The organism is Maribacter huludaoensis (assembly GCF_029350945.1).
Taxonomy (GTDB): domain Bacteria; phylum Bacteroidota; class Bacteroidia; order Flavobacteriales; family Flavobacteriaceae; genus Maribacter; species Maribacter huludaoensis.
Map to the genome: position 1 here is coordinate 110,483 of NZ_JARKMS010000003.1, position 19,276 is coordinate 129,758.

Annotated in this window: 19 protein-coding genes and 1 riboswitch; of the genes, 9 read left to right on the forward strand and 10 right to left on the reverse strand. The window is 34.8% G+C overall.

What is annotated here, in order from left to right:
• The first annotated feature begins 11 nt into the window (after nt 1-11).
• Nucleotides 12-737: a 6-phosphogluconolactonase gene (gene pgl / locus PXC01_RS10345; protein WP_276472226.1), complete on the forward strand. Its 726-nt coding sequence runs from the start codon at nt 12-14 to the stop codon at nt 735-737.
• Here pgl and PXC01_RS10350 read toward each other — a convergent pair.
• The 6 genes from PXC01_RS10350 to PXC01_RS10375 form a co-directional block, all read right to left on the reverse strand.
• Nucleotides 718-1,263 carry an acyl-CoA thioesterase gene (locus tag PXC01_RS10350; protein ID WP_276472227.1) on the reverse strand — a complete coding sequence of 182 codons (546 nt, stop codon included), beginning with the start codon at nt 1,261-1,263 and terminating at the stop codon, nt 718-720. The two genes, pgl and PXC01_RS10350, sit on opposite strands and share 20 nt — an antisense overlap.
• Before the next feature lie 18 nt (nt 1,264-1,281).
• Nucleotides 1,282-1,647 carry a 6-phosphogluconate dehydrogenase gene (locus PXC01_RS10355; protein WP_276472228.1) on the reverse strand — a complete coding sequence of 122 codons (366 nt, stop codon included), beginning with the start codon at nt 1,645-1,647 and terminating at the stop codon, nt 1,282-1,284.
• Between the two features lie 32 nt (nt 1,648-1,679).
• Nucleotides 1,680-3,029: a DNA recombination protein RmuC gene (locus PXC01_RS10360; RefSeq protein WP_276472590.1), complete on the reverse strand. Its 1,350-nt coding sequence runs from the start codon at nt 3,027-3,029 to the stop codon at nt 1,680-1,682.
• Between the two features lie 112 nt (nt 3,030-3,141).
• Nucleotides 3,142-3,927 (reverse strand): ABC transporter ATP-binding protein, encoded by a 786-nt coding sequence (locus PXC01_RS10365; RefSeq protein WP_420828589.1) that lies wholly within the window; start codon nt 3,925-3,927, stop codon nt 3,142-3,144.
• A 12-nt stretch (nt 3,928-3,939) separates the two neighbouring features.
• On the reverse strand, nt 3,940-4,968 hold the full coding sequence (locus tag PXC01_RS10370) for a FecCD family ABC transporter permease (RefSeq protein ID WP_276472229.1): 1,029 nt from the start codon (nt 4,966-4,968) through the stop codon (nt 3,940-3,942).
• On the reverse strand, nt 4,969-6,141 hold the full coding sequence (locus PXC01_RS10375; RefSeq protein ID WP_276472230.1) for an ABC transporter substrate-binding protein: 1,173 nt from the start codon (nt 6,139-6,141) through the stop codon (nt 4,969-4,971). It abuts the gene before it with no gap.
• A gap of 46 nt (nt 6,142-6,187) precedes the next feature.
• Nucleotides 6,188-6,394: riboswitch (cobalamin riboswitch) on the forward strand.
• 34 nt (nt 6,395-6,428) lie between these two features.
• Here PXC01_RS10375 and PXC01_RS10380 point away from each other — a divergent pair.
• Nucleotides 6,429-8,255 (forward strand): TonB-dependent receptor plug domain-containing protein, encoded by a 1,827-nt coding sequence (locus PXC01_RS10380; protein ID WP_276472231.1) that lies wholly within the window; start codon nt 6,429-6,431, stop codon nt 8,253-8,255.
• Between the two features lie 2 nt (nt 8,256-8,257).
• Entirely contained in the window at nt 8,258-9,676 is a 1,419-nt protein-coding gene (locus PXC01_RS10385; protein ID WP_276472232.1) for a DUF5074 domain-containing protein, read from the forward strand.
• A 184-nt stretch (nt 9,677-9,860) separates the two neighbouring features.
• On the opposite strand, the gene PXC01_RS10390 is transcribed toward PXC01_RS10385, so the two are convergent.
• Together PXC01_RS10390 and PXC01_RS10395 are read right to left on the reverse strand one after the other, a co-directional pair.
• Complete coding sequence (locus PXC01_RS10390; RefSeq protein ID WP_276472233.1) at nt 9,861-11,330, reverse strand: S41 family peptidase; 1,470 nt, start codon at nt 11,328-11,330, stop codon at nt 9,861-9,863.
• 27 nt (nt 11,331-11,357) lie between these two features.
• On the reverse strand, nt 11,358-12,893 hold the full coding sequence (locus tag PXC01_RS10395) for a S41 family peptidase (RefSeq protein WP_276472234.1): 1,536 nt from the start codon (nt 12,891-12,893) through the stop codon (nt 11,358-11,360).
• A gap of 219 nt (nt 12,894-13,112) precedes the next feature.
• Here PXC01_RS10395 and PXC01_RS10400 point away from each other — a divergent pair, with 219 nt between their 5' ends.
• From PXC01_RS10400 to PXC01_RS10425, 6 genes are all read left to right on the forward strand, one after another.
• Entirely contained in the window at nt 13,113-13,622 is a 510-nt protein-coding gene (locus PXC01_RS10400) for an RNA polymerase sigma factor (RefSeq protein ID WP_276472235.1), read from the forward strand.
• Nucleotides 13,609-14,046, forward strand: coding sequence for a hypothetical protein (locus PXC01_RS10405; protein WP_276472236.1), 438 nt, complete (start codon nt 13,609-13,611; stop codon nt 14,044-14,046). The genes PXC01_RS10400 and PXC01_RS10405 overlap by 14 nt, the downstream gene beginning before the upstream one ends.
• A gap of 1 nt (nt 14,047) precedes the next feature.
• The gene (locus tag PXC01_RS10410) at nt 14,048-14,602 is read left to right on the forward strand and encodes a DUF4252 domain-containing protein (protein ID WP_276472237.1); all 555 of its coding nucleotides are present in this window, start codon (nt 14,048-14,050) and stop codon (nt 14,600-14,602) included.
• A gap of 102 nt (nt 14,603-14,704) precedes the next feature.
• A complete protein-coding gene (locus tag PXC01_RS10415; RefSeq protein WP_276472238.1) occupies nt 14,705-15,247 on the forward strand; it encodes a DUF4252 domain-containing protein in 543 nt (180 codons plus the stop codon).
• 60 nt (nt 15,248-15,307) lie between these two features.
• Complete coding sequence (locus tag PXC01_RS10420) at nt 15,308-15,847, forward strand: DUF4252 domain-containing protein (RefSeq protein ID WP_276472239.1); 540 nt, start codon at nt 15,308-15,310, stop codon at nt 15,845-15,847.
• Nucleotides 15,848-16,007: 160 nt separating this feature from the next.
• Complete coding sequence (locus PXC01_RS10425; RefSeq protein ID WP_276472240.1) at nt 16,008-16,817, forward strand: mechanosensitive ion channel family protein; 810 nt, start codon at nt 16,008-16,010, stop codon at nt 16,815-16,817.
• 73 nt (nt 16,818-16,890) lie between these two features.
• Here PXC01_RS10425 and PXC01_RS10430 read toward each other — a convergent pair whose 3' ends face one another.
• Both PXC01_RS10430 and purB read right to left on the reverse strand, forming a co-directional pair.
• The gene (locus PXC01_RS10430) at nt 16,891-17,772 is read right to left on the reverse strand and encodes a mechanosensitive ion channel family protein (RefSeq protein WP_276472241.1); all 882 of its coding nucleotides are present in this window, start codon (nt 17,770-17,772) and stop codon (nt 16,891-16,893) included.
• A gap of 126 nt (nt 17,773-17,898) precedes the next feature.
• Entirely contained in the window at nt 17,899-19,242 is a 1,344-nt protein-coding gene (purB, locus tag PXC01_RS10435; RefSeq protein ID WP_276472242.1) for an adenylosuccinate lyase, read from the reverse strand.
• Nucleotides 19,243-19,276: the final 34 nt, after the last annotated feature.

Sequence of the window (19,276 nt, forward strand, 5' to 3'; positions counted from 1 at the left end):
GTGTATTAAAAATGGAATTGAAAGTATATCAAAATAAAGTAAAGGTTGCCGAAGAATTTTCTAAGTATTTGATCGAAAAATCAGGTACACAGAAACCTTTTCATATAGCCCTGTCCGGTGGTAGTACACCTAAAATAGTATTCGATGTTCTTGCAGAACAATTTGCCGATAATGTAGATTGGAAGAATATTCATTTATACTGGGGAGATGAAAGATGTGTAGCGCCTACCGATAGTGAGAGTAATTATAAAATGACGGTAGAACATCTTATTTCTAAAGTAGATATACCAGAAGCTAATATTCATAGAATTAAAGGAGAAAACGACCCAAAGGACGAAGCGAAACGTTACGGGGAGTTATTGGAGAAAGAGTTGCCAAAAGAATTGGACCTGCCACAATTCGATTTGGTTATTCTTGGTATGGGAGATGATGGTCATACTGCTTCTATTTTTCCTCATGAAATTAATCTATGGGTTTCACCGGATAATTGCGAGGTGGCTATTCACCCGGAATCGGGTCAACGCAGAGTTTCTCTTACGGGTAGAATCATCAATAATGCTAAAACCGTTGCCTTCTTGGTAACTGGGGAAAGTAAGGCGAAAAAAGTGAAGATAATTGTGGATAGGGAAGAAGGGTATTTAGAATATCCTGCAAGTCACGTAGCACCTAAAACAAAAGACCTGGTCTGGTTTTTAGATGCCGCCGCGGCAAAGCTTCTTACTTCATATCGATCTTAATATTTTCAGATTTCAATTCCTGAATGTATTCTTTGGAATTAAAAGATTTAGATTCAAATTTAGTGTCTCTTTCTTGAGCTTCTAATTTTCTGTATTTGCTACGGGCAAATCTTCTAATACCTTGATCATCGGAAATTATTAAACCTGGTACGGGAACATTTTTACCATCTGTTCCCTTGGCTACCATGGTAAAGTAAGACGAGTTACAATGCTTTTTGGTGCCTGAGGTAATATTCTCTGATTCTACACGAACACCTACTACCATAGATGTTCTGCCGGTATAGTTTATACTAGCCTTTAAGGTCACTAATTCGCCAACTTCTATAGGGTTTAAAAAGTTTACACGGTTTACGGATGCGGTAACGCAGTACTGCTGAGAGTGTTTTGAGGCACAGGCAAAGGCAATTTGATCCATTAGGTTCAATATGTATCCACCATGTACTTTTCCTCCAAAATTAGAGTGGGAAGGTAGCATCAACTCTGTAATAGAAACCCTTGACTCTTTAACGCTTTTAAATTTTTTCATAGTCTTCTGGTCTCTTTTTTAATTTCTAAAATGCGGAGATTTTTCGGCATGTACCTCGGTAACAAAATATTTGGTATCGCCCAGCCAAAAGAAGGTCGCATAACGTTCTACATAACTTACTTTAACGTATTGGCCTTGATATTCCTGTAATTTTTCAATAACATCTTTGTCTTTGTCCAATACTGAAAAAGAGAATATTTGAGCACCTGAAATACCTTGGCTAATTTCACCTTCCCAAGTTTTTGCTATCACCCCTTTACGGCTAATTTTAATAAGTTCTCCAGATCTAACGCCTTCACTAAAAGTAACAAAATATATAAAGGCGTAATACAGCGCACCAATAATGACTACGCTTAATAAAAGTAATGATACTATCTTTTTCATGTATTTAATTTTAATATAGTTAATGGTTATAATTACAATTTCAATTTAGGTTCTTCTTCAAAATCGTCATCTTCAAACGCTCTGTTAATAAGCGAATCTGGAATGGATTTTTTAGCTTTAGCACCCATTTTTTTAAGCTTTTCTATACTAGTAATGATATTGCCTCTACCGTTGACCAATTTGTTCATGGCACCACGGTATTCATCTTTTGCATCATCCATTTTCTTGCCTACTTTCATTAAGTCATTGACAAATCCTTCAAATTTATCATAAAGTGCACCTGCCTGCCGTGCAATTTCAATAGCATTTCGTTGCTGCTTCTCATTATTCCACATACTATCGATTGTGCGCAAGGTAGCAAGAAGTGTTGAAGGAGTAACAATAATAATATTTTGCTCAAAAGCTTTATTATATAAAGAACTATCTTGATTTATAGCAATAGCGAATGCAGGTTCAATGGGGACGAACATCAGTACAAAATCTGGACTCTCCATTTCATATAAATCCTCATATTTCTTGGCGGATAATTGATCAACGTGTCTTCTAAGGGAATTGATATGGTCTTTCAAAAACTTCTCTCTAAGTTCATCTTCGGCATTTACATAACGCTCATAATCGGTTAAGGATACTTTAGAATCTACCACCATTTTCTTACCGTCCGGTAGGTTGATGATGACATCTGGTAACACGCGGCTACCATCTTCACGAGTAAAACTTTTTTGTACTGTATATTCACGGTCTTTCTCTAAACCTGATTTTTCTAATACGCGTTCCAATACCAATTCTCCCCAATTACCTTGCGTTTTGCTATCTCCTTTCAAGGCTTTGGTCAAGTTTTCGGCTTCTTGTGTAATTTTGATGTTTTGGGTCTGTAGATTGAGCAACTGTTCTTTTAATGCGGAATGTATGCTGATGTTTTCTTTCTGACTTTCCTCTACCTTCTTTTCAAACAGGAGTATTTTTTCATTTAAGGGAGTAAGAATATTTTTGATATTCTTTTCATTACGTTCCGTAAATTTTAAGCTCTTTTCTTCCAATATTTTATTGGCAAGATTTTCAAATTCCTTTGTAAATTTTTCTTGAAGCTTTTCAACTTCCTCTTTCTGCTCTCTATTCTTACTCTGTAAATTTTCTATATCAGATTGATAACGCACAATTTGATTGCCTAGCCGTTCTTTTTCTGACTGTAACTGTTCCTTTTGTATCTCACTATGCTTTAATCTGTCCTGAAAAACAGAAAGATTATTGAGCATTTGTTGCTCTCTCTCCTCTAAAGTGCTTTGACGGGATTTTGTTTTAAGAAGCTGAATATAGTTACCCAAAAAATATCCGATGGCAATACATAGGACAGCAATGATTAAGTAAATATAGATTTCGTTCATTCTTATGCTAAAGTAATCTGGTAAAGATACTTGATTGCTCAATAAAGTTTAAAAGAGCTGGTCTGTTTTTAATTAACATACCAACTTTAATTTCTTATAAATGTTGAAAAACCTATTTCTTGATTTTAAAAGAGCCGGTATTAGGGTCAAAGGAAATTGTGTCTGTAGGGAAGAGAGAATCAAATTTTTTATTTTCAATTAATGCACATGGTTCATTAAATGCGTTCTCTTTTCCGTCTAAAATCAACATTTTATCACATAACTGGATAGCAAGCTCAATTTCGTGACTGGTAAATAAGATGACTTTGTGGGTTTTATGGGCAATTGTTTTCAGTAGCTTTAATATTTGAACCTTGTGGTAGAGATCCAAGTGAGTGGTTGGTTCATCTAATAATATAATATCCGTATCTTGAATTAAGGCCCTTGCAATAAGTACACGTTGTAATTGACCATCACTCAGATGAAAACACTTTTTATCTAAAAACGGTTCTAACTCTAAGAGTGAAATGCTATTGTTAATAATAGATATATCTTTCTTGGCTAATTTGCCTAACCAATTGGTATAGGGTTGTCTACCTAAAGCCAACAATTCATAAACTGAAAGGTTTTTAGAAGCGATAGGCTCAGTTAACACCACACTGATTTTAGATGCTATTTGTAGTTCGTTATAAGTTGAAAGTTCTTTTCCTTCAACTGCTATAGTACCGGAAAATTTAGGTTGAAAATTACCTAAGGTGCGTAGCAATGTAGATTTTCCTATTCCGTTGATACCAACAATAGCCGCAAGTTCTCCCTTCTTTAATTTAAAAGAAATATTGGAGACAACAACTTTGTCGTCATACCCGACGGACAGCTTGTTGATGGAAAGGGTGCTATGTGATGTGCTTTTAGTGATGATGTCAGTTTAAAATTAGAATATCATTTTTCTTTTACGAACCAGTAGCCAAATTACTACCGGAGCTCCAAAAATACTAGTAATCGCATTTATAGGTAAAACACTAACTGATCCGGGCAATTGCGCAATAGTATCACATATCAACATTAAAATAGCGCCACAGCAAAGTACAGCGGGTATTTGAACTTTATGATCTGTGGTATGAAACAGTTGTTTGGTAATGTGTGGTACAGCTAAGCCAATAAAGGCTATAGGACCGGCAAATGCGGTTATAGATCCAGCAAGTAGCCCAGTAGCAACTATAATAAGATACCGTGATTTTTGTAGACCTATACCTAAACTCTTAGCATAATTTTCACCAAGTAAAAAAGCGTTTAAAGGTTTAATGGATATGATGCTTAGAAAAATTCCTGTTATAGTACATAGCGCAACTATGAGTAATTGTACCCAAGATAGATTACCTAAGCTACCAAAAGACCAAAAAATGTACTGTTGCAGCTTTTCAGCTTTAGAGAAATAAGAAAGTACACTAACAATAGCAGCGGTAATACTGCCAAACATGAGCCCTATAATCAATAGGGCCATGGTGTCTTTTACCTTCGCTGCAACCACAAGAACTAGTGATAGCACCAAAAAAGAACCAAGACTTGATGCTATAGCTAATGTGATATCATTGAAAGTAGAAAGAGTGAATGCGCCCGAAAATAATGAAGTACCCATAATTAAGAGCGCAGCGCCTAAACTGGCGCCAGAACTAATACCAAGTACATACGGTCCTGCTAAAGGGTTTCTGAATAGCGTTTGCATTAGTAGTCCGCTAAGCGACAGTCCGCCACCGACCATTATAGTTGTCATTGCTTTTGGTAATCTATATTCCCAAATGATATAGTAAGAGGCATCCTCTGTAGCTGTTCCAAATAATGCTTTAAAGGTTTTAAAAAATGAAATATTTACGGAGCCCAAGCAAATGTTGATAACAAAGCATATAAGCAAAACTACCAGTAAGGCTATGAAGTATAAGTTATATGTAGATTGTTTTGGCAATTAAAGCAATGGTTTAAAAAAGTAAGGTATATAGTTAGGTAAGAACCCAGGGTGTAAAATATGGATTAAATCTTTTAACACAAGATCTGGTCTTTGTGGGCCTAATTCGTAATATAGGGTACCACCGGTTTCGCCCTTGGTATTGCCCGTGGTAAATACTTTTTTGTTCTTAAAAGCATCAAATTGTGAATAGTGCTGACTAGAAACTTCCATTTCTTTATATGTGGAAAATTGGGCAGGACCTATCCAATACTCGGCATGTTGCCCAACATCTAGCACACTTTCCCAACTTAGGGAAAGACTTCCGTTTTCATCGGTAGAATTCCATAAATACTGTGCATTGGCATCTTTTAGAAAATTCGCTGCCCAGCTTTTGCCTCCCGGCAAGTACCAAACATCATTGTACATGGCGCCACTAACAACGGTAGGTTTGTTTTTTGCTCCTGCAGCTAGTTTTTTGGCTTCTAGATAGGATGTTTCAATATCATTAAAGATAGCATCTGCCTCTTGGGTCTTGTTAAAAAAAGGAGCAAAGAATTTAATCCATTCCGCTTTTCCTAAAGGTGTTTCTTCAACCCAATCACCATTATAAACTACGGGTATATTAGCGCGTTGTATGGTTTCATAAGTGCTATTGCCACCGTTTATGGCAAAGCCAAAGATTAAATCTGGTTGCAATGCCAGGACAGCTTCGGTATTTAGACTTTCATTGACACCTAATTCTTTAATTTTTCCGGCATCTATTAATTTTCTTGTTGCCGTAGAAGAAATGTACTTGGTATCTGGAAAGCCAATAAGTTGGTTTAAAACTCCTAATTCTTCTAGTGCGGGAATGTGGGTAGTTGAGGTCACCACAATATGTTCAACAGGCGTTGAAATTATAGCGTCATATTCATTTTTGTTTAAAGTAATTGTAGCTTGGATTGCTTTTGGTACCAAGGCATAGGTATAGGTAGTTTCTGCATTTGCCCAAGGTTTTAAGACTTTGATAATTGTAATACCGTTGCTTTGATTTTGAATTTCAAAACCATTCGCATATTGTATAGATGTCCTATTAACCGTGGTTTGACTGGGAAATGCTTCTTTTTTCTCCTGTTTGCATCCGCAGAACAAAATAAAGCAACTAATAAAAAAAAAGCGTTCTAACATATTCGTAGTTCGTCTATTTTTCAAAAGTAGTATTATAAAAGTTTACTAAGAAAGATTAAACTAAATGTTTACTTTCGCCTTGAATTTTGGTTTTCATTACTTTTTGTAATGAAATTAAAAGGGAATCTAGTGAAAATCTAGAGCTGTTCCCGCAACTGTAAGCTTAGTCTTTGTTTTAAAGATGGCTGCTATTTCTTCAATGCCACTGTTATTAGTTTAATGGGAAGGTGAATAGTAGTACGTAAGTCAGGAGACCTGCCATATTCTAAATATAGATTCGATGGACTTTCGGGTAAAAAGTCGTTGTAGTGATGAAAAAATTAATTTCAATAGTACTAGTATTTTGTGCTACAGTTGGGTATGCACAACGAGATTCCATTTTAAAGTTGGATGAAGTTGTGGTGTCCGATAGTAGAATTAAACAGTATGCCGAGGGGTATAAAGTAACTGTAATACAAGATAGTATTATACAACGCGCTAACGGATTTCTTACTACGTTACTGGCATTTAATTCTAACATTTATTTCAAAGAGAATGGATTTGGCATGGTTTCTTCTCCTGCCTTTAGAGGAACCAATGCGTCTCATACCGCAGTTATATGGAACGGTATAAATATAAATTCACAATTAAACGGACAAGTAGATTTTAATACTATTAACCCATTTAACTATAACTCTATAAGTGTTCGTAGTGGTGGTGGAAGTGTGCAATATGGCTCAGGAGCTATAGGAGGTAGTATTCATTTAAATAATGATTTACTATTTAAAGAACACTTTGACAATCAGGTATCTATTGGTTATGGAAGTTATAAAACTAAAAAAATAAATTTCAATCAGAGTTATGGTAGCCGATTGTTATCGTACAGTTTAGGGATTAATTATTATGCATCTGATAATAACTATAAGTATTTAAACACCGGTGAGGAAAATAAGAATGGCGAGTTTAATAATCTAAACTTAAATTGGAATATAGGTTATGTTCTTTCTGAAAATCAGATACTGAAGTTATACCATCAAACTTTTATTGGTGATAGAAATTTGTCGGGAAACTTGGTGGTTTTAGGTAGAAGTAAGTATAAAGATAACCAGTATAGAACTCAGGTAGAGTGGGAGCGTTTTGGAACAAAAGCAATATCTAAAATAAAACTGGCCTACTTGCAAGAAGAGTATAAATATTTTGAGAATAAAGATGCAGCTGTTTATTCCTTTGGGAAGGTGTCTAATTTTTTAGCAAGATATTCTATGGATTATAAGCTTTCCAAATTTTTTAGACTTAACTCTTTTCTGGAATATAATAATTACAAAGGCGTGGGAGATAGTTTTGGAAATCCAAAAAGGGATGATTTTTCTGCAACAGCCCTATTAAAACATATTATTTCATCTAAAATAGCTTACAATTTGAGTGTTAGGCAAGACTTTTCTTCAGATTTCTCGAGTCCGTTGGTTTTTTCGTTCGATGGTAGTTATAGTCTTACGGACAATTACCAGGTAAAGATAAATGCATCAAAAAACTTTAGGACTCCCACCTTCAATGATTTGTACTGGCAACCTGGTGGAAATTTAGAGCTTGTTCCTGAAAAATCATACCAATTAGATTTTGGAAATATTCTAAAAATTGGCGCTGTCTCCATGCAATACAACGGGTATTATATTTCAACAAAAGACATGATCAAATGGTTGCCCGGTAATGAAGGGTTTTGGTCCCCGATAAATATAGATGATGTTGAAATTTACGGAGCGGAGACCAAAATAGAAGCAAATTATTCTTTAGGTAAAAACCAAGAACTAGGCATTAAGACAAATTATGCCTATACCGTCTCAGAAGATAAGAGTATTAATGAACAGTTAATTTATGTGCCATTCCATACGGCAAACGGTTCATTGGAATATAGAATAGCGGACTTAAATTTGTTTTACCAGCATTTGTTTAATGGTCCTGTATCTATTGTTGGAGGTGAATTGAAAGAATATCAAGTAGCTAATTTTGGTGCGACTTATACAGCAGATATATTGAAAAAAGATTTAAAATATACCATAGGAGTTACTATTAACAATGTGTTTAATACATATTACGAAAACGTAGCATTACGTCCTATGCCCAACAGAAATATACAAACACAATTAATACTAAATTTTTAAAAATGAAATTGAAACACTTTATGTTAACAGCGGCTTTCGCCTCATTTATACTTACATCTTGTAGTGATGATGATGATATGCCAACACCAGGAACATTAGCTATAGCTACAACAGAAGATAGCTATGATGAGGGAGATGGAACAGTAGGAATAACCATAAGTACTACAAGCGTAAATGCTATGGATGTAACCATTAGTTATGAAGTAACAGGAACAGCCACAGAAGGGGAGGACTATCAATCATTATCAGGCTCTGTAGTTTTACTGGCAGGGGAAACATCAGTACAAGAGAGTTTAATTTTAATTGACGATACAGAGGTAGAATCTTCTGAAGAGGTAATTTTTACTATCACATCTACTAGTAATGAAGAGGATATTATAGGAGCTAATAGTTCTTTAATAGTAACAATTACGGATAATGATTCTTACCCATTTGAAAATGGGATATTGGTTTCTCATGAAGGTAATTTTATGCAAGGAAATGCTTCTATTTCTTTTGTTTCAGATGATTTAACGACAGTGGAAAATAATATTTTTAAAACTGTAAATGATGCAGATGTATTAGGAGACAATGCACAGAGTATGTCTTTTTATGAAAATAGGGCTTACATAATAATGAATGGTTCCCAGAAGATAGAAGTTGTAAATCGGTATACTTTTGAATCTGTTGCAACAATTGGAGGGCCAAGCGAGACAGATTTTTTAAACCCTCGTTATATGGCCATAGCTAACGGCAAAGGATATGTTACAAATTGGGGAGACGGTTCTAATCCTGATGATGATTATGTTGCCGTGATCGACCTAGAAACAAATACGGTTGAATCTACTATTTCAGTAGCGGAAGGGCCAGAGAAAATTATAGCGAAGGATAATACCATATATGTCGCGCTTCAAGGAGGGTTCAATCAAAATAACGGAGTTACTGTAATTGATGCTACAACGAATACGGTTACTACGACCATTACCGTTGGTGATCGCCCTAATTCTATGCAACTAGATGCTAGTGGAAATCTTTGGGTTTTATCAAGTGGAAATCCATCTTGGACCGGAAATGAGACTGCCGGACAAATAGATAATATTAATACTACGGATAATACCGTAACAACAACAATGAATTATGAAGTTACGGAACATCCAGGTAATTTAGAAATTGATGGAGCTACACTTTATTATTACTTTGGTGGGTCTGTGTATGCTATGGATACTACAGCAAGTGTATTGCCTACAACAGCAGAAATTGAAGGTCTTAGTTTTTATGATATGGCTGTAATTGATGGTAAGCTTTATGGGGTAGATGCCAAAGATTTTGTCAGTAATGGTTCTTTGGAAGTTTATGATTTATCTGATAATACCTTACTGGCTTCTAAAACAGTTTCTATTATTCCAGGAGGTATATATTTAAATGAAACGGCAGCAAGATAAAATCTAATTAAAACATACAATTTTCAATAGTCTAAATAACAGATTATTGTAAAATATATTAATTAAAAAAGCTGAACAATGTTATCATTGTTCAGCTTTTTTTAAATCGTTTTTGGCTTCAGGAAATCTTATATCTATAAACGCAATCTTAAAGCCAATGTTCAAAATAAAGTATGGAAATAAGTTAGAACTCCAAATCATAAACGGTATCATCCACCATCTTATCGCTCATCAAACTATTTTCCTTAGAACTGCTAATTATATTGATAGGGTATTTCACCGTATAATCACGTTTGCCCGTAGCACTGGTAATTACTTCGATCGCTTTCGCCAGTAACGGTTCATTTTCTTCGCCTAAAATACCAAGATTGCTATAATCCTCTTTTAATTCGTAATCTGGCTGTAAACCGCTTGTAAAATCATAAAAACCATCGGCATTTTCATTTCTACCTATTAAAGGTTGAATGGCCCATTGATTATCAGGATTTATATTGTTTACCCTAGATGGAGTGTATAGATATGAATTATCACGGTCATCAACTAAGGTAGTTGAGAATTCATTTTTTCCTCTAGTTACATCACCAATCTGAATAACATCTATATACGGCTCTAAACTGTTGATCAATAACTCGCTCGCAGATGCTGAACTTGATGAAGTAATTACATAAAGTTTGGTCAATTCTAAAGAGTTAATGGTTTCACCGTTTACCTTATCGGCAAAATATACCTCTAACTGACTATCATTAAATTGTTCTTGTAGTTTATCGTTATATCGCTTTCTTAAAAATAGATCAGAGGTATTGGTACCGTATATCATACTTGCCAATAAGCGCGTAGTATTTACTGAGCCACCAGGGTTATAACGTAGATCCATTACCAAATTGGTTATACCGGCCGATTTTAAATCTTTTATGGCAGAGTATAGGTCATCGTCATATTCATTGGTAAACTGGTTATACACTATATAACCAATGTTTTCACCGCCAATAGTAAAAGATTTTGAGAGTAAAACAGGATTCTCTGCCAGCCCCTCTTCTTTGGTAAGGGTAATTTCTTCATCATTCGGTATAATGTTACCATTAACAAAATCGGCCATATTCAAGGTATATGTGTCGTTTTCACCAAACAATAAGTCTATGTAATTTGATGTTGTAAGAGTTTCGCCGTCAACACCCGTAAATAAATCACCACGTTGAATATCTGCTAGCGTAGCATTTGAGTTTGGTACAATATAACGAACAAAACCAAAAAGTTCCTCACTGTCCTGTAAACGTACCAATCCAAATTCTAAACCGTTACTCTTAGAAATACCGGCTAGAGAATTGGTTAGCTCACGGTAATCTTCGTTATAGAAACTAAATCTATCTTGAATAAACTGTAGTTTATTTTCAAAGAAAGCGGCAGGGTCATCCTCAGAATCAAGAAAAGCGGTGTATTCAGCTCTACCTTCATCTGTGTTTTCAAAACGGTCATCTGCCAAATCATCCACATTTGCTTGCCAGAAATACCAAAAGTTCATGGCCTTCCACATAAAATCTTGGACTTCAACATCTGCTGAACCATCTGGATTAACAGTGTTTGGCAATGATAAATCATCATCTTTAGAACACGAGACCGCAATTGCAGCAACTAATAATACTAATATCTTCTTCATAAATAGGGAAACTGAAATGTTTTCAATTTATTTCTTTTCAGCTAAAGGAATTTTATTGGTAGGTACACTATTGTTTAATAGCAATACTGCATTTCGTGGGTCATGAAGTTTAGAACTTGAAACTACGTTAGCGGGTAATTGTACTTCAAAACTAGTTTTACCGCTAACACCTGTAATCTCTTGTATAGCTCTTGCAAATAACGGTTCATCAGGATTCCCTAGAACACCTAAATTAGTTACATCCTCTGGAAGTTCAATATCTGGTACCAAGCCATCTACGTAATCGGAGAAACCTGCACTGTTCTCAACTCTACTTATAATTGGTTGTAGGCCCCATTGTACGTTCGGGTTAATGTTTTCAACATTTTCAGGACTATATACATTGCCGTTCTCTGGGTCATCAACAAATAAGAGCGATCCTTGATTTTTGCCGACAGTTGTACCGCCAATATGCACAACCTTCATGTAAGGAGCCAAGCCCACCATGACCAATTCGCTTGCAGATGCCGATCCTTCTGTGGCAATGATGTAGACACTGTTTAAATTTAAGGTGTTTAATGGGGCATTGGAATTATCATCATTGGTACCTGTAGTACTTACAAAAAAGTTATCGGTAAAATCACTGTCAAGCTGAGCCTGTATTTTAGCGTTGTAGATAGTTTTAAAAAGCAAATCAGACGTATTGGTTCCTTTAATTAAACTAGCTAAAACTGCAGCAGTTGAGCCTCTTCCTCCTAAATTATACCTTAAATCCAAGACCAAATCATTTACACCTTGAGATACAAAATCGGCAAAAACGGCATTCAATTCATCTTCTGTACCAGAAACAAACTGATTATACATTAAATAGCCAATTTTTCTGTCACCAGAAGTAATTACATTGGTAACGTGAATAGGATCTTCTTCTAGACCTTCGGTTTTGGTCAAAGTAACTTTTTTGGCACTGGTCATGATACCGCCATCAACAATTTCGGCCATGTTTAGCGTGTAAGTATCGTTATCGCCAAAAAGTAAGTCTAGGTTATTGTCTTCTGGATTTTCTCTATTGGAATATAATGTCTGTCCATCTACCCCAACAAATAAATCACCTCTTTTAATATCTTTCGTAGAAGCATCGGAATTTTTAACAACGTATTCTACAAATCCAAATACTTCATCAGAATCGGATATACGCCCCAAACCAAATTGTAGTCCATTGCTTTTAGAAACACCTGCAGAATTATTGACTAGATCTGTATAATCATCGCTGTAAAAAGTAAATCTGTCTTCTGGGCTTAATAGTTTATTCTCTAAAAATGCCTCGGGATCTTCGTTTTCAGCTAAATATTCTTCATAGGCCGTTTGTGTATCAAAACGATCATCAGCCAAATCTGGCACATCACCTTGCCAGAAATACCATAAATTTAAGGTTTGCCAAAAAAAGTTTTGGACTTCAATATCAACTTCTGCGATTTCTTCTTCGGGAGTTTCAATTTCTTCTTCTTCAATAATAGTGTCATCATCATTGTTGCAAGATGTAACGACGAATCCTAAACAAAGGAGGGACAAGAAAAATTTTTTCATAGCTTTTTTAAATTATAATTTATAATTAAGAATATTCAAGTAAAGGAACATTCATTAATATACTGAAAATAAACATTTAAGTAAGTACGTATTTAATTAGTATAAGGATGTTAAATTTACTTACAAGTCGTTTAAATAAAAATTAATTGTAACAAAAATCGTTGAGTATCGTCTTCTTTTTGTAAACCGTTAAGAAAGTTTACGAACAGCCAAACCAAAATGAAACAAGCGGAGTTTTTAAATACTGTATTACCATTTAAGGATAAGTTGTTCCGTATGGCCAAAAGATTATTGGTGTCTACGGAAGAAGCAGAAGATGCAACACAAGAGATATTAATTAAGTTGTGGTCCAAAAAGAATAAGATGGAGAGCTATAAAAATGTAGAAGCGTTTGCCATGACCATGACCAAGAACTTTTGTTTGGATAGGTTAAAATCTAAGCAAGCCGGTAATTTGAAATTGGTACATACAAATTATACGGATGCAAGTACATCTCTTCAAGGTCAGTTAGAAGCAAAAGATAGCATCAATTGGGTAGAACGAATTATGGAAGAATTACCTGAACAACAAAAAATGGTATTACAATTAAGGGATGTTGAACAGTATGAATATGAAGAAATAGAAAAATTATTGGATATGAAACCTACGGCCATACGGGTAGCTTTATCAAGAGCTAGAAAAACCGTTAGGGAAAAATTAATGGAAAAGCATAATTATGGAATTGCATAACATAGAAAAATTAATAGAAAAGTATTTTGAAGCAACTACAACGGTTGCTGAGGAAGAAACGCTTAGAACGTATTTTTCAGGGGATGATATTGCTCCTCATTTAGAGCAACACGCATCTTTGTTCAATTACTTTACAAAAGCAAAAGAAGAACGCTTTACAAAGCAGGTGCCATTAAAACCTAGAATAAATTATTTGAAATGGGTATCCGTTGCAGCAATAGCAGTCTTTATGGTAGGGTTATATTTTTATCGACCAACACCGGCTCCGGTTACTTTAGCAGATGAGTATACACCAGAGGAGATAGCATCTGCAAAAGAGGCATTAGCCTTATTGGCAATGAATTTCAATAAAGGTACAGAACAATTAAACCATTTAGAGGAATTTGAAAAAACAACGAATAAATTTTTAACGAAAAATAATTAAAATGAAAAAGATATTAGTATTGACACTTTTGGTGTTAGCCCCTGTAATCACTAATGCTCAAGATATATTTGAGAAATATGAGGATAATGATAAGGTAACGTTTGTTGCCATGCAGCCAAAAATGTTTCAAATGTTGGGTAAAATGAGCGTAAGTTCAGACGATCCGGAGGCAAAGGAATTTTTTGAGCTCGTTAACTCTATTACCAGTTTTAAAGTAATAACTACTGAAGACGCCGCAATTTCAAAAGACGTGGATAGTTGGGTAACGAACAGACTTAAAAGTTCATCTTTTGAAGAGCTTATGAGGGTTAGAGATGGTAGTTCTAATGTGAAATTTTATGTTAAAGAAGGTAAGGATAGTGATCATGTAAAAGAACTTTTGATGTTCGTAACCGGTTTAAAGGATATGGATATCGATGTCAATGGTAAGAAATTGGAAACGGTATTGTTATCCTTGACCGGGGATATAAATTTAAGATCGGTATCCAAATTGACCGAAAAAATGGATTTACCAGGTGGCGATCAATTGGGCAAAGCCGCGCAAAAAGGTAATTAAATATATAAGATAGAGTCTATTTTATTTTAGGCACTCTTTAAAATTAAAATCAATTCATCAATCGCCAAAACCTAATAGGGTAGCGGCATAAAATCAACAATCATGAGAAAAGTAGCAGTAGTATTTTTAATGGCAATTTTACCCACATTGGGTTTTTCACAATCCGTATTCGATAAATATGAAGATATGGATAATGTAGGGTCGGTAATTGTAAACAAAGGAATGATAGATCTAGTTTCTAAATTCGGTAGTATGAGTGATGATGCCGAAGCAAAAGAATTTATGGAAGTTGCCAGCGGATTAAGAAACGTTAAGGTCTTTATGACAGAAGATTCATCTGTCTCTGCAGATATGTATTCAACAGTCAAGAAATATCTTAAGTCTTCTAAATTAGAAGAGTTAATGAGAGTTAAGGATGAAGATGTCAATGTAAAGTTTTATGTGAAAGACGGTAAAAAGAAAGACCACGTGTCAGAATTATTGATGTTTGTTAGTGGTTTGGAAAATGTAGAAGTAGGGCACAACGGAAGAAAGTTGGAGACTGTTTTGGTGAGTCTTACCGGTGATATCGACTTAAATAAAATAGGTACACTGACCAGTAAAATGGATTTGCCTAAAGATTTGAACAAGGCATCAGGAAAGTAATAATGATTTATAAAGGTTTCCTTTAATTGGGAGACCTTTTTCTAATTTTAAAAACATAGTATGAAAAATTTGTATTGGGTAATAATGATGGTAATTGGCTTTGCCATTACATCGTGCTCGTCAGAACAGAGTTTGCAACAGTATTATATTGCAAATGCAGAGAATCCTAATTTTATGTCTTTTGATTTGCCTTCCAGTCTTTTAGATTTGGATAGTGCAAATTTGACAGAGTCTGAGAAAGAAGCTGCTTCTTCATTAAAAAAGCTAAACATTCTAGCATTTCAGAAAAAAACTGAGAACGAGGCAGATTATTTAGTTCAAAAAAAAGCGATTAAATCAATACTTAAAAGTGATGATTTTAGTGAGTTAATGAAAATGAATACCCCTTTTGGAAAAGCGACTATACAATTAAAAGGTGATGATGATAGCATTGATGAACTTGTTATTTATGGGGACAATGATGAAAAAGGCTTGGTTTTAGTGAGAGTGTTAGGGGATAATATGAATCCGGCTCATTTAATGAAATTAATAAAAACCATAGAAAAATCTGATTACAAAGGAAAAGGATTGGAACAACTTGGAGATTTAATAAAAGGTTGAGTTAAAGGTCTATTTAATTTAAATACAGCCCGTTACGTAATTGTAACGGGTTTTTTTGTTTTTAAAATTGTAGTAAAGCTCTTTTTTTATGTGACCAATCAAGAAAATCTGTGTCATAATAAGTGAGAATATATACAAACAACCTAAACAAAATTTTAAAATGGAAAACGCAGAAGTATGGATTGACAAAGGGATTGACTTTGTTGTAGAATTTGGACCTAAAGTTATAGGTGCTATCTTAATTTACATTGTTGGTTCATGGATTATCAAGAAATTGATCGGAGTCGTAAATAAAGGAATGACCAAGCAAAATTATGATGAATCCCTTAAAAAGTTTTTACTGAATTTAGCGAAGTGGGCACTTACAATCTTCCTGATTATTACAGTTATTTCAACCTTAGGTGTTGAAACCACAAGTTTTGCAGCAGTTATAGCGGCGGCAGGTTTGGCAATTGGTCTTGCACTGCAAGGATCTTTATCTAATTTTGCAGGTGGAGTTTTACTTATCATTTTTAAGCCATATAAAATTGGAGATTTAATTGAAGCGCAAGGTGTACTTGGCAGTGTTAAGGAGATTGAGATTTTTACCACTAAATTAATTACACCAGAAAATAAATTGGCAATTGTTCCTAATGGTGCAATGGCAAACGGTAACATTGTAAACTACACTGCAGAAGGTAAAATTAGAGTTGACACAACTGTTGGTGTAGATTATGGTTCTGATCTGCAAAAAACAAAAGATGTGTTATTGGCAATGTTAAAGGCAAATCCTCAAGTGTTGCAGGATCCTGCCCCATCGGTAAACGTATCTGAATTGGCAGATAGTTCTGTAAACTTGGCAGTACGTCCTTTCTGTAAGCCAGAAGATTACTGGGATGTATATTTTGCTACGATAGAAGGAACTAAGAAAGCGTTGGATAGTGCAGGAATTGAAATTCCTTATCCTCATGAAGTTCAAATTAATAAATAGAGTCTAGTTAGTTAGTAAAAAGCCCGTTGAACTTGCTCAGCGGGCTTTTTTAATTTTATTCGTTAATAGATTTTTAATCTCTTGCAATCTGTAGGTTGTTTTTTCCGAAGTCCAATGTTCTGATTGGGAAAGGAATATTGATATCGCGTTCCTCAAAGTGTTTCTTGATGATTTTTATTGCTTTATGCCTTGCGGCATGTTCTTGTTTTGCATTAACACAATCCGTCCAAAAACGTACCATAAAGTTAATTGAGCTATCGCCAAATTCAGTAAAAAAGAATTCTACATTCTCGTCATTATTCTGTTTAAAGTTGTCATTGATAATCTTTACGGTTAAATCTTCTACCATTTGTAAATCACTTTCATACCCCACGCCACAATTCACGAATATTCTATTCCTATTGTTCATGGAGTAATTGGTAAAAGAACCATCTATAAATTTTGAATTTGGAATTACCACAACGTTATTGTCCGGCTGTTTAAGAATAATATTTCTAAGGCTAATTTCTGTTACAAAGCCAGAAACTCCGTCAGCAGTAATATAGTCGTTGATTTTAAGCTGCGGCATAAAAGAAAGTATAAGTCCGCCAAAAGTGTTGCTAAGCGTTCCTTGCAATGCCAGGCCAACGGCAAGTCCAACAACACCTGCACCTGCAAGTATGCTGGTTAAAACCTTGTCTAAATCCAAAACACCTAGGGCAATGAAGAATCCAATTAAAATAATGGATACAAAAACTACTTTAGCAATTATTTCTTGAATAGAAACTTGATGTATTTTTTTTAAAATAGTATTTTTAAGGAGTTTGCGAATTCCCCTGGCCAGAAAATAAAATAGGACCATTACCAAAATCGCCATAGCGAGATTTGGTAATTTTAATACGATGGCCTCTAACCAGCTATCTAATTTATCCCATAGATTACTTACCGATTCTTCAACTGAGAAATTAGTTTGCATACAATTTTAGTTTTACGTTCGCTTGTAATATATACGTTGCGAGGCACAAACTAAAACGCATATCGCCCAAAACGGGCGATATGAAGTATTTGAATTAAAGAAAATTTTTAATGCATTAAAACTGGCTTAAATACCGGTATAATTACTAGGAGATATTTGTTTTAATTCGTTCTTTATTTCGTCGGAAACTTCTAGTGTATCAATAAAATTAGCAATAGAATCCTTATTTATTTTTTCGTTTGTACGTGTAAGTCCTTTTAAGGCCTCATATGGGTTTGGATAACTTTCACGTCTTAAAATTGTTTGAATAGCTTCTGCTACTACAGCCCAATTGTTCTCTAGATCTTGCTCAAACTTCTCCTTGTTCAAAAGTAATTTGTTTAGACCTTTAAGGGTAGATTGATAAGCAATAATGGTGTGTGCAAAAGGAACACCAACATTTCTAAGTACGGTACTGTCTGTTAAATCTCTTTGCAGTCTAGAAACTGGTAGCTTGGATGATAAGTGCTCAAATATAGCATTTGCTATACCTAGGTTACCTTCAGAGTTTTCAAAATCTATTGGGTTGACCTTATGTGGCATTGCAGAAGAACCAACTTCTCCGGCTTTAATTTTTTGTTTGAAGTAGTCCATGGAAACATACGTCCAAAAATCGCGATCAAGATCTAAAATAATTGTATTAATACGTTTTAGACCATCAAATAATGCCGCTAAATGATCATAATGTTCTATCTGCGTAGTTGGATATGAATGGTGCAACCCTAACTTTTCTTGAACGAATTTCTGTCCAAAAGCTTTCCAATCTATAGATGGGTAGGCTACTAAATGGGCATTGAAGTTACCTGTTGCACCACCAAATTTAGCTGCGCTAGGTATATCGTTCAACAAATTGAATTGTTCTTTTAAACGCGCAACAAAAACCAAAACTTCTTTACCTAAGCGAGTAGGTGAAGCTGGTTGACCATGTGTTCTTGCCAACATTGGTATTTCTGACCATTCCAAGGTCAACACGTCTAGTTTCTCTAGTAATTCAAAATATTGCGGTACATAAACGTCATTCATAGCTTCTTTGATAGAAAGCGGAATAGCGGTATTGTTAATGTCCTGGGAAGTTAATCCAAAATGAATAAATTCCTTATATTCAGAAATGTCCAATGCGTCAAATGCCTTTTTTATAAAATACTCAACTGCCTTAACATCATGATTGGTGATTTTCTCTATATCCTTTATTTCTTGGGCATCTGTAGTAGAGAAATCAGTATATATTTTTCTTAATGCATCAAATTTAGATGAATCAAAAGAAGAAAGTTGTGGCAATTGTACTTCGCAAAGCGCTATAAAGTATTCTATTTCTACTCTTACTCTATATTTAATTAGTGCTTCTTCAGAGAAATAAGCGCTTAATGATTTGGTTTTAGAGCTGTAACGACCATCTATTGGTGAAATGGCATTTAATGCGTTAAGAGACATAGTCAATGGTTAAATTAATAAGCGGCAAATATAC